The 11,862-nt window shown below is 44.6% G+C and carries 12 protein-coding genes; 3 read left to right on the top strand and 9 right to left on the bottom strand.

All coding sequences use genetic code 11. The annotated features are described in order from the left end of the window. Positions 1 to 238 precede the first annotated feature (238 nt). Complete coding sequence (locus V1L65_RS21375; RefSeq protein WP_331701289.1) at positions 239 to 397, top strand: hypothetical protein; 159 nt, start codon at positions 239 to 241, stop codon at positions 395 to 397. Between the two features lie 71 nt (positions 398 to 468). Here the strand turns inward: V1L65_RS21375 and V1L65_RS21370 are convergent, their stop codons facing one another. The 7 genes from V1L65_RS21370 to V1L65_RS21340 form a co-directional block, all read right to left on the bottom strand. Beyond that, positions 469 to 1,218: a hypothetical protein gene (locus tag V1L65_RS21370; RefSeq protein WP_331701288.1), complete on the bottom strand. Its 750-nt coding sequence runs from the start codon at positions 1,216 to 1,218 to the stop codon at positions 469 to 471. Between the two features lie 247 nt (positions 1,219 to 1,465). Beyond that, positions 1,466 to 2,515, bottom strand: coding sequence for a TlpA family protein disulfide reductase (locus V1L65_RS21365; RefSeq protein WP_331701287.1), 1,050 nt, complete (start codon positions 2,513 to 2,515; stop codon positions 1,466 to 1,468). A gap of 26 nt (positions 2,516 to 2,541) precedes the next feature. Continuing rightward, the gene (rlmN, locus tag V1L65_RS21360; RefSeq protein ID WP_331701286.1) at positions 2,542 to 3,621 is read right to left on the bottom strand and encodes a 23S rRNA (adenine(2503)-C(2))-methyltransferase RlmN; all 1,080 of its coding nucleotides are present in this window, start codon (positions 3,619 to 3,621) and stop codon (positions 2,542 to 2,544) included. 115 nt (positions 3,622 to 3,736) lie between these two features. Next, positions 3,737 to 4,951, bottom strand: coding sequence for an ABC transporter permease (locus V1L65_RS21355; RefSeq protein WP_331701285.1), 1,215 nt, complete (start codon positions 4,949 to 4,951; stop codon positions 3,737 to 3,739). Between the two features lie 13 nt (positions 4,952 to 4,964). Beyond that, positions 4,965 to 5,669, bottom strand: a complete 705-nt coding sequence (locus V1L65_RS21350) for an ABC transporter ATP-binding protein (RefSeq protein WP_331701284.1) — start codon at positions 5,667 to 5,669, stop codon at positions 4,965 to 4,967. Between the two features lie 235 nt (positions 5,670 to 5,904). Then, a complete protein-coding gene (locus V1L65_RS21345; protein WP_331701283.1) occupies positions 5,905 to 6,681 on the bottom strand; it encodes an AAC(3) family N-acetyltransferase in 777 nt (258 codons plus the stop codon). A gap of 383 nt (positions 6,682 to 7,064) precedes the next feature. Next, a complete protein-coding gene (locus V1L65_RS21340) occupies positions 7,065 to 7,748 on the bottom strand; it encodes a phosphoribosylaminoimidazolesuccinocarboxamide synthase (RefSeq protein WP_331701282.1) in 684 nt (227 codons plus the stop codon). A 337-nt stretch (positions 7,749 to 8,085) separates the two neighbouring features. Here V1L65_RS21340 and V1L65_RS21335 point away from each other — a divergent pair, with 337 nt between their 5' ends. Continuing rightward, on the top strand, positions 8,086 to 9,147 hold the full coding sequence (locus V1L65_RS21335) for a hypothetical protein (RefSeq protein WP_331701281.1): 1,062 nt from the start codon (positions 8,086 to 8,088) through the stop codon (positions 9,145 to 9,147). A 53-nt stretch (positions 9,148 to 9,200) separates the two neighbouring features. Here V1L65_RS21335 and V1L65_RS21330 read toward each other — a convergent pair whose 3' ends face one another. Both V1L65_RS21330 and V1L65_RS21325 read right to left on the bottom strand, forming a co-directional pair. Continuing rightward, positions 9,201 to 9,794 (bottom strand): TIGR00730 family Rossman fold protein, encoded by a 594-nt coding sequence (locus V1L65_RS21330; RefSeq protein WP_331701280.1) that lies wholly within the window; start codon positions 9,792 to 9,794, stop codon positions 9,201 to 9,203. Positions 9,795 to 9,838: 44 nt separating this feature from the next. After that, entirely contained in the window at positions 9,839 to 10,699 is an 861-nt protein-coding gene (locus tag V1L65_RS21325) for a LysR family transcriptional regulator (protein ID WP_331701279.1), read from the bottom strand. Between the two features lie 146 nt (positions 10,700 to 10,845). Here V1L65_RS21325 and V1L65_RS21320 point away from each other — a divergent pair, with 146 nt between their 5' ends. Next, positions 10,846 to 11,811 (top strand): DMT family transporter, encoded by a 966-nt coding sequence (locus V1L65_RS21320; protein ID WP_331701278.1) that lies wholly within the window; start codon positions 10,846 to 10,848, stop codon positions 11,809 to 11,811. The last annotated feature ends 51 nt before the right edge of the window (positions 11,812 to 11,862 follow it).

Genomic DNA, 11,862 nt, shown 5'->3' with positions numbered 1-11,862 from the left:
CGTGACTAGTTAACTGTATACAATATAACAAATTGAGCTTGCGAGATTTTAAAGAAAACCTTAAGACATTCTATAGATTTCATACTTTTACTAGCTGCGAGTACATATCCTATACGTCCAATGATAAATGACGCAGCATCCTTCACTTGAGCGATTGAGTCATGTTTACCGGTTAAATACATATTTTGATCGAAAATGTGGCAATGTACTAGTAGCATTAAATTAAAGGGGACATAACATGACACATAATCAGAAGAACAATCAACCCGCTCTTTCTAAAAATGTAAAACGAGGAAAAATGCCATTGGCCCAGAAGAGCCATACGGAATTTGCAGAGGAGCTTCCGGATGCAGCCATTCTGAAGCCTAATCTTTATGGCGAGAATAAACCGCAATAAGTAAGCGCAACAACACAGCGCGGCCTTGCCTAAGGACGCGCTGCTTCTTAATGAGTAATGGCAATGTTCTTTTAAGCTTTTACTCGCGACATATTTAGCTTTTTCGAACTGAGTCTCGCTTCTTCAAAAGTCTTATGAATAAATTCATCGTCCATAATTGCAAAAGCTGCCGTTTCTTTCCAGTGCAGAAGAGTTCCCCCATTAAAGCTTGTTATAAAATTATCCGTATCGATTTTATTTATAGCAGCTATACCTTTAGGAAATTGACGATTTAGCTCCATATATTTTTCAGAGATATAATCAAACACGAATTTGCCATACTTTATAACCGCTTCTTCTTTAGGAAAGATTCCTTTATGTGTAACATCATTTCGGAAAGATATACAATCACTAGGTATGAGAGTAGGTTTTCTCTTAAAAGCAACTAAGTAAAGAATCATAAAAGCACCATATTGTCGCTCTGACTGCCTCGACATCTCCTTCCATGTTTTCTGAAACTCGGAATTAAACTCTTCAGCATCAAAAAAAGCTCCTGAATCTTGGCATTCTGTCACATTACTCATAACTTTGACGCAATATTCATGAAATCTTTCAAGAGCAGTTGCAAAGTTAAAAGCTGCTTCTCTCGTGTAGCCATCCTCTAAAGCACGCAGGCCCATTTCAAACAGAAGTTCAAATTTTTGCTGAGGTAAAATAATAGCATTTTTATGCCCATTGGTGCACTCTACCGGAAAAATTGTATTTTCATCCGTTAACTCAAATTCAAAGAAATAATCTAGTTCCTGCAGCTCGCAATCGGAACATTGCACAGTAATTTTCATTTCATTTACCCTCCAATTTATTATTCATCGTTCACCGTTTAAAATACGAATAGGACTAGTATCAACAATTAAACCGTTAATATTTACTTTTTCAAATTAAGCGATAGTGACCAAGGATAAACGGCTCCGCCGTCCTTTGGACAGGCGCGTTTACCGGTGAAATATAAGAGCGGGTATAAGAATACAAAAACTTATACTTTCTTATATATCAAAAAAAGAGCCGTAATCGGCTCTTTTAAAAATTTCATTATTGTTTGGATGAAGCGGCAAGCACTGCCTTGCGCATTTGCTCGTAGCTGATCGCGCCTATATGGTACTTTTGTACAACCCCTTCCGGATCTATGACGAGAGTAACCGGAAAGGCGCGTACACGGTAAGCTTGACTTATGGAGCCCGATGGATCGAGCGCAACCGGAAAGGTCAGCTCACCGTTTTCTATATATCGCCGTGCTTGTTCGGCACCGCTATCCTGGCTTGTTGCGTTAATTGATAAAATGACGAAATCCTGTTCCTCCAAGCTTTCGTGCAGCTTTTGCACATGCGGCATCTCTGCCTTGCAAACGGTGCACCAAGTCGTCCAAAAATTGAGCAGCACAGTTTTTCCTTTAAATTGAGACAACGAAACAGCTTCCCCTTGCAAATTAACTGTCTGGAAATCAGGAGAGTACTGCCCCGGTTTAATCCCTATATTCTGCTCGGCCGATCCTGATACAGGCGTGCTGCGCCAGTTATTTTCCACTACATCGTAGGCAAAATAGCTCACAAGCCCTGTAATCAGCAGCAAGCCCAGCAATTGCGGAAAAGCCTGCTTCAAAGCTGCTTTTGGCGGCTTCACAACACCTATCGCTGCTGCGATTGACCAAGCAAGCAGCAAGTAATGCTGGAACGACGGCCAGTCAGCGAATAAAATTTGTGCTGCACTGTATACCGCAAGCCAGCCAGCAATGAGCGCAAGCAGCAGCTTAAACGCGGTTTTAGCGTTAGCCGCCTTAATAAATTGTAACGTTGCAAAAGCTGCGCTAATAACAGACGCGGCAATCAAGCCCTTGATCCCGCCATCAAAAAACAACAGCGATTTCCAATTATCTCTGAAGGCTGAAAAATCAAATACGATAAAGCTTGCTTTCCACACAACAATCCAGATCCAAACCGCACTCCAGGCACTGGATACGAAACGCGAGGAAGCTTCCGACGATCGGCTGCTCAGCCAAACCAGCAGCACGCCCGCTGCTCCCGCTATTAAATACAAGAGAAGCTCCGTATTGAGTACGAGCGAGCCCAGTTGCAGGTTGGGCATAAGCTGCACCTCCTATTTTACTCCAATTATGAAGACTGAACGACGGCATCGCTTTTTTTGATCTGCTTGCTTCTTAGCTGACCGCAGGCTGCATCAATATCCGTACCGTGCTCCAATCGAACACTGCAGCTGATTCCTTGCTTCTTCATGACATCATAAAACTGTCTTACCGATTCCTGTGTACTGCGCTGATATTGGCTATGCTCATCAACAGGGTTGTAAGGTATTAGATTCACATTTATTTGCCGTTTGCGCGGCTGCATCAGCTCTGCAAGCTCTAACGCCTGCTCCGCCTGATCATTAACATCCTTCAGCAAAATATACTCAATCGTAACCCTGCGATTCGACTTCGATATATAATAATCAATAGCATCCATTAATTTTGCAATCGGGATAGCCCGGTTAATTTTCATAATTCTTGTTCTCAGCTCATCATTGGGAGCATGAAGAGAAACGGCCAAGTTAACGTGAAGATCGCTATCGGCAAACTCTACAATCTTGTTGGCAAGTCCGCTCGTGGAAACAGTAATACGTCTTGCCCCAATGGCCAACCCTTTATGGTCCTTCACTACATGAATAAAATCCGACATATGCTTATAATTGTCGAATGGCTCGCCAATACCCATTACTACAATATGGCTTACCTTTTCTTCCTGCTGTCTTGCATCCAAATAAAATTGAACCTGCATAATCTGCTCTACAATTTCTGCACTCGTCAAATCACGGCTTTTGGCAAGCAATCCGCTGGCACAAAAGCTGCATCCAATATTGCAGCCTACTTGAGTAGTTACACATACCGAAAGTCCGAATTTATGGCGCATCATGACCGTTTCGATCAAATTGCCGTCGCTAAGCTGGAATAAAAACTTGATCGTTCCGTCATTCGATTCCTGCTTCGTGTGCTCCTTCAATGTTTCCAGCACAAACTGTTCCTTCAATAATGTAAGGCAATCACCGTGCACCTCGTGCATATCATCGAAACTTCTAATTCTTGTTCTATACAATGCTTCCCAAACCGCGTTAGCCCGCGACTTTTTATGTCCATTATCACTCAGCCAATTCGTAAGCTGAGCGAATGTCAATCCGTAAAGGGATGGCTTGCTCATGTTTGACCTTCTTTCCGTTGCTCAATGTCCTTTAGCTATTTTCCCAAACTTCGCAACAGAATACAAGGGCATATCCCTGATCATCGCTGGAACAAATTGTTACTACAAGGCACTGTTATTTATAGGATTTCAGCAGCTGCCAGCTAATGAACAGCCATATCACGCCGCCTAGCGTAAAAAAAGGAACAGACAGCCATACTCCTCCTAACAAAAAACCGACAACGGCACACCATACCGCTATAGCAGGCAGCATAATCAAGCCGCGGGAAAGCACGATGCCATAATTTTTTTGACGATCCGTCCAGCTGTATTGCGCTATAAACTCCTCAGCGATCCATTGTGACCACTGCGCACGCAGCCAGTTGGCGCCCATCGCCGCAAGCGCGATAATAAGAGCTGCAGCAGCAGCTGGCGGCACCAAGGTCAGTGCTACCGATGAAATGGATATAAAGCCGAGCCATACTTGCAAATGGGATAGCTTTCTTGCATACGCCTTGAGACGCATCTCGGCAAGTATCGTACCAGCATCGGAGGTTTTGAAAATACGCTGAGACTTGGTCCATAAAAACGGCTTGCGAAAGTTTATTTTGGGCTTTGATTCTATCACCTGGCTCATAAGCAGCTCCGTTGTTTTAAGCTTTGCAGACTGCTCCCGCTCCACCTCCAGCTCAATATTGAGCTTGGCGCGCAGAGCCGCCATTAAACTCATAACAGCTGCAAATAAAGTTAGGATTAAAGTAACTGCCGGGCTAGAGGAGAGCCATCCGGCCGATACAAAATAAAAAACGGCGATAACTGACACGCAGCTTAAATATACAGCCCATTTGCGCCAGCCTAGCAGTACATTTGCTGTAACATGCTCAGTTGCGGCTACGATCATGCTAAAGCTCCATGCATGCAAATAATAAAGCATGAGCGTGCTCCAGCTTAACTGCTCTGCCTTTAACAGAAAAGGCAGCAAAAGCACCAATGGCAGCAGTATAGCTGCAGCTTGCTTCAGACCGCCATACATCATCCCATATCGCCGCAATGCCTGAATCCAAGCAGGCCTTTGCAGCATGAACAAACGGTCTGCCGCCTCCAGATAAACACGAATGCGAGCAAGCAATATCATAATGAACAGGCTGATCTTGGCAAACAACAGCCAAGGCATAGCTTCTGACCATGCAGGCAAGGTTTCCCACAGTTCCAGATACATCCCGCCGCCTATAATTATCGCCGGGATGAGCAAATATAACCAAACCGTCCAATCCAGTGCACTTGCCCATGCCTTTGCTTGGGTCTTCCAGTCTCTTTTCAGACGGGTGAAAAACAATCGACGCTTCGTCATCGCCCTCACCTCCTTATGTCAGCTGGTGGAAGCAGTCGAATAAAGAGGCTTCAGCAGAAAGAGCAGCAGCTTCACGCACATCATCAATCGTGCCGGAGGCTACCATGCCGCCATTATTAACGAGCACAAAACGATCACATATTTTCTCGGCGGTATCAAGCACATGGGTGCATATTAAAACACCCGCTCCTCTTGTCAGCTCCTGATCCAGCAGTTCCAGCAAATCCTTCGTTGCGCGGGGATCAAGACCAACAAATGGCTCATCCACAATATAAACATCCGGCTCCAGCAAAAATGCAACAATCAGCATCAGCTTCTGCTGCATCCCTTTAGAAAATTTGGCGGGATAGTCATGCCGATTTTCAGATAAGCGAAACAACTCCAGCAGCTGCTCGGCTCTTGGCGTAAATGCATCTTCGTTAATATCAAAAGCAGCAGCGGCTAACCGCAAATGCTCCCATAGCGTAAAATACTCGTAATAAACCGGCTGTTCTGGAACATAAGCATATCGCTTATGAACACCTCCAAATTCGACTTTACCCTTTATGTATGCCGTCAATCCGAGAATGGATTTGATCGTCGTGCTTTTTCCCGCCCCATTCGGTCCAATCAGCCCTACCATCTCACCCGGGGCTACTGTAATTTGAATATTTGAAATAGTTGCCTTCTCATTTTCATATCCGGCCTCTTCCAATGCAACTTGCAATACAGGTTCCACAGCTCTCCACCCCTTATCGATGTGTATATGACAGTAATACGATACAAGCAGTAATTTGGTATCAACCTTTTCATTGGACCAGCACAAGGATAAACGGCTTCGCCGCCCTTTGGAAAGATGCGTTTGCCAAGGTGATACGGCTGTATCAACGGAAAATTTATACTTTCTAATATGTAAAAAAAGCCTCGATCCCGCTTATTAGGATCAAGGCCTCTGTGACAATAAATACAATCAATCACTTCTTCTTTACATGATAGCTCAACGGCTCATTATCAGAAAATAAATCCGGATACTGCCTGAGCAGCGCTGTAATCTGCTCTGTCAGCTTTACGGTATCGCATACCCACATCAAAGCATCGCCCAGCTTGGCGCGATAAATCGCCCCTTGCTGCTCAAGCAGCTCTTCTACCTTCCAAAAATGCTCCGACCATGATAATCCGCAATGCCTGCGTGAAGGGACTGGAATTTCAGTGCCATCAGGCAGCACTGTAATAAGCTGTTCATGTGTATCGGTCATTCTTCCAGGAATATCAACCCACTCTTCAATACCGTGAATAAAGGTGTTGCGCTTCTGGTCAACGCCTACCAATATAATCGTTGCTTTACGGTCAAGGAGCCTGCCCCATGCCGATTCGCGATGACACGGCGTATCGAAGCGCTCATCGCCTGCTACAAAGGCTTCCGCGTCCTTCCCAAGCGCCGCGACAGAATGCGTGGGATGACTGGAGCGATACACCTCTTTGCGGCTTCGAAACAGCTCAGGCAAAATGCCGACACATACAGGCGAAGTTGCCACGTAAAACCGGGGATTGTCAGCTTTAATATAAGACCAGGTATGAGTCGGCAGAACGAGTAAGCCCTCCGCCATATATTCAGACAAAGCATCCAGCACGGTGTCCGCTCCGCCAGAAACTTCTCCTATGCTTTTCATAGACGAGTGCATGAGCAATGTGCCGCTGCCATTAATATGTGCAGCTTGCAATTGCTCCATTAGACTTTCCTTCGTGTGCATATTGTTTCCTCCCGCATATTGTTATGAACATTATAGCGTTGCGGGCAAAAACTTCAAGCGTCGGCACATTCTTATATATCAACGATTCTAAGGGTTGCCACAAACGCTATTCGTGCAAAAATGACAGCTTGAATTTTCTAAAGGTTGCTATTGCGCTTAATTTCCCAAAAAGCATTGATTTTGCTCGGAAATGGGACAATAGCGCTCGTGGCAACCGTTAAATGCTCAAATGAGCTAAAATAATCGGAATAGCAGCGATGGCAACCGTTAGAGCAATTTTGCCAGTTGATTATAAGGAGTTGCCTTATACATTTTATAATTTCAAAAAAGCCGATAAGACAGGTGCATTTGCCCATCTCTCGGCTAACTCTCAGCTATTTCTATTAAGCAAGCATTAACTTCTCAAGCTGCAACGGCTCGATATATTCGCCATCCTTATAAGCTCTCATGTTGCCGCCGGAAATCTCATCGATAAGAAGCACTTGATTGTTTTGGCGGTCACGCCCGAATTCAAGCTTGATATCATAAAGCTCTATGCCTTTGCGGGCAAGCTCGTCCTTTACGATGCCGCTAATTTGCTTCGTCAATCGCTTCAAATCAGCATATTCCTCATGTGTCAGCACATTCAGCATAGCAAGCGCATCCTCGCTGATAGGCGGATCCTGACGATCGTCATCCTTAAGCGTAACCTCTACAAAGCTGTCCAATGCTTGTCCTTCCTCTGCATACATGCCATAACGGCGCAAGAAACTTCCTACTGCACGGTAGCGGCAAATAACCTCAAGCCCTTTGCCAAATACAGTTGCAGGCTTCACTGTCATTGTAGCATCCGCAATATTCGCATCAATATAATGAGTAGGAATATTCGCTTCCTTCAGCTTCTCAAAAAAGAATTTAGTTAAGCTTAGGCCAGCGCGACCTGCTCCTTCCATTACCAGGCCGACAGTGTTGGCACCCGGATCAAAAACACCATTTTCACCAGTGACATCGTCTTTAAACTTCAACAGGTAGTCTCCATTGTCCAACTCGAATACGTCTTTTGTTTTGCCAGAGTAAATTGGTTTCATTATAATAGTCCTCTCCGAATAAATTGGATGTATCCCATATATCGCATTATAGCATAATTAGCAGCCGCAAGAACAATCAACTTTCGCAATTTATTCGAAAATTGCTCTTTTTTTTGTGGAAACAGATGAAATCATACTCAAAAACACTAGTAAATCTTAATATTTGAACATTTTTTTACGTTATTGTCCGTTTATAAGCAAAGCTGCCGCTAGCTGATATCTTTCAAAAACTACCATATAGGCACCATTTGAAAGTGGGCATAATATGATATTCTAGGCATTGCAAAATGCTCGAAGGGACGTGATGATAATGACAGCAACACAAAATCTGCACTTCATGGCAGAGGCAAATACTGCTGGAGGCTATAAAAACAGATGGGAGTCTTCCTTGCAGGGCATTGACCGGGTTTTTATTATTCAAAGCAAGCTGCAGCAGGATGTTTCGTTATTGCTTCATCAAATTGCATTACAAGCTGCACCGCAAGCTGCTTGGTATGTGCATAATCCGCTGCAATCAGACCTGTTGTCGGGCATCGTTATTCCAGAGCTGAAATTAGCTGTCATACAAGAAGCAGCTGCCAGCCAGCTTTCGCTGCCGGATAAAAAAATCATTAAGGTAAATATGGAGAGTGCCATTAAGCCTGGTTTGCTTGCGCAGCAGCAAGCCCGATTGGATCAGCTTCAGGAGCAGATTGCAGCTGCCAAGCAGGCGGCATATTCCGGCTTCGCAGATGCATTACTTATTCATGATGATTGGGAAAGGCTTTATTTGCCTCATATTGACTTTGACAAAACTAACAAGCTGACTGAACAATATATTCAGCTTTTACTCGGCGAGCAGCAGCCAAGCGAGAATCAAAGCAGAATCGATGACCGCTTTCTGGGAACGGCAACCGCCAAAGGAGCTGTCGACTATGTTTCCCAGCTTACGGATGATCTGCAGCGCTACCATTTAAAAGGAAGGCCTGGTTCTGGAAAATCAACGATTTTACGTAAGCTTGCAGCTGCAGCGATAGATCGAGGATACGACATTGAGGTATACCATTGCGGGCTTGATCCTAAGAGCATCGATATGGTTATTATAAGAGAGCTTGGCTTTGCAATATTCGACAGTACTGCACCCCATGAATATAAACCTCTGCAAGAAGAAGTTATCATTGATTTATATGAGCTGACTATAAGTCCCAATACGGACGAAAACATTGCTGAGCAAGCCGAACCGGTCAGCAGCCGGTATGCGGCCTTGATGAAGACGGCCATTGCCCAGCTTACGCATGCAAGCTCGCTTCAGGATGATTTCGACGCCATTTACAAGCAATGCTGCGATTACAGCACGTTTAATAAAGTATCTCTAGATTTGCTGCAGGACATTCATCAAATTAAACAAGCATCCTTGTAAAAAGACGAGAGGCTGAGTCATGGCACGAATGCCTGACTCAACCTCTCTATCGTTTATTGCGCTGCCTGGCTAGGCAGTTCATCCCATTTATTCGTTTGTGCCGCGGGCACATAATTGTTCATCTTTTCAAGCAGCGTCTCTACTTGAGCTTCGCATTGCACGAGGCTTAGGTTGCTCTCTCTCATAAAGCCGGCATCTACTGTTTTTTGCAGCATAGCCATTAACGGATCATAAAAGCCGCGTACATTAAGCAAGCCAACCGGTTTTTTGTGAATGCCAAGCTGCGACCAGCTAAGTACCTCGAATAATTCTTCATAAGTGCCTAAACCGCCCGGCAAGGATACATACGCGTCACATAGCTCAGACATTAACGCTTTACGCTCATGCATACTGTTTACTTCATATAATTTAGTGAGTCCTTTATGAACCATTTCTCCAGTAAACAAATTTCTTGGCATAACGCCAATTACTGTGCCGCCAGCCTCGAGCACCGTATTTGCCACCCGTCCCATCAAGCCGATTTTGGAACCGCCATAAATAAGCTCATATTGATTGGCAGCAATCCATTGGCCCAGCTGCATAGCCGCTTGTTCATACTCAGGTGATACTCCGGCATTTGAGCCCGCAAATACACATATTTTTTTCACAATATTTCTCTCCTCTTCTGTTCCGCACTAGAAAATATTTTTCTTTAGCCGGTTCTAGTTGCGCGATCAATTTCATCCATAAAAGATTGCAGCGTGCTTGTCACATACGCTTCCTTGCGACGAATAAATACAGTCGTAATATCATGAAAAGGCTTAGGAATCGCATGCGCGTACACCTGCTTTTCAGCAACATACTGTGCGACGGACGATTCAGGCAATATCGTTATTCCTATTCCTGCCGCAACACTGCCGATAATCGTGCCAAAGGTGCCGAACTCCATAATTTGCTTCGGAACAATTCCTTCAACCTTCATCCAGCTCTCCAGCCGGCCTCGATACCCGCAGCCTTTATTATATAGCAACAACGGTTTTTTGGTTATATCCTCGACAGAAAATTGGCTTTCCTTTGTTACAAGCATCAGCCTTTCCTGAATGACATCAATTTGATCGATTTGCGGATGGGTAATTGGCCCGGTAACGAAGGCTCCATCTAGCTTCATAGTTAACACATCCTGCAGCAAATGCTCCGTCACCCCTGTAGAAAGAGAAAGCTCGACATTCGGATACTTGCTGTAATAAGCGTGCAAAATTCCAGGCAGTGCAATGACCGTTTCAATAATGCCGATATCCAAAATACCGCAAGGCGAATCATGAGGCACAAACATACGCTTCACCTCATCGACCTTTTGCAATATTTCACGAGCATGCTCCAGCAGCCGCTTGCCATCTGTATTCAATATCATGCCGCGCTTATGGCGCTCGAATAGCGTAGTTTGCAGCTCCAGCTCCAAACGCTTGATGCGGCCGGTAACATTGGATTGCACATAATTCAATTGCTCCGCCGCTTTACTGACACTGCCATGCAAGGCTACAGCTTCAAATATGACTAGATCGTTCAACTCCATGCAACCAACCGCCTTTCCGATATTATAATATCATTAATAATGATGGTTTACATTAGTTTTAATCAATTTACCAATAGATTGCAGTTGATTATGATAAGAAGTAACACGAGTGAATCGGATTTTATTCATACAGGAGCGAAGTTGAAATGTCTAAGAAGTTAGCTATAGCAGGAGCATTGCTCTGCCTCGTTGCAAGCATGTCATGGGGAGCGATGTTTCCGGTCGCGCATGTCGCATTGCAGCAAATTGATCCCTTTTATTTTTCGTTTATACGTTATTTTTTCGTAGCTGCAATTTTAAGTGTCATTTTGTTGATGAAGGAAGGCAGAACGGCCTTTAAATTGGAAGGAAGAGGAGTTCTTCTTACTGTCTTGGGGACGTTGGCGTTTACCGTATACAATATGTGCATTTTTATGGCGCAAGCGATGATGGGCGAGGCAGGCGCGATCGCAGCATCAATTACTGAAGTATTAATGCCGATGATCTCTGTTATTATTATGTGGCTTATTACGCGGAAAGCACCGAAGCGCTATACGATATGGAGCGTCGGCCTTGCTTTGATCGGCGCCCTGCTCGTCATTACAAATGGCAAGCTCTCCTTCTTCCAAACGGCTGGCCAGCATCTTTTCCCTTTATCCATGATGCTTATAGCTGTCATTGGCTGGGTTATTTACTCGATGGGAGGCAGCCGTTTTAAGCACTGGTCAGTACTGCGCTATTCCACTTTAACCTGCATTCTGGGCAATTTTGTTTCATTTATCGTAGTCGCGTCGGCCTCTGCAGCAGGAGCATTGCCAGTACCGACACTGGAGACCTTATGGAATATCAAATACGAAATGGCTTTTATGGTGCTGCTGCCTGGCCTTGCCGCCTTGCTGTCATGGAATCTTGGCATGAAGCTGCTGACACCGGTCAACGGCGTATTGTTTATTAACGCAGTACCGATTACAACCTTTGTCATCATGGCCTTCCAGGGCTATCAGATTGGACTCTTCGAGCTGTATGGCACCGCGCTTATTATATTCGCGCTAGTCCGCAACAATATGCAGCAGCGCAAAGCGGTTATAACAGTAAAAAGCAAGCCTAGCTTAGGTACAAAATTATCCGCTTGATCCGACAGTTGTAATTGATTCTTCCTCCTTGGGGATACGTTTTTATATTTA

The sequence above is a fragment of the Paenibacillus sp. IITD108 genome (assembly GCF_036541265.1).
Lineage (GTDB): Bacteria > Bacillota > Bacilli > Paenibacillales > Paenibacillaceae > Pristimantibacillus.
Note: the sequence above shows the minus strand (reverse complement) of the source record. Positions and strands in the feature narration are given on the sequence as shown.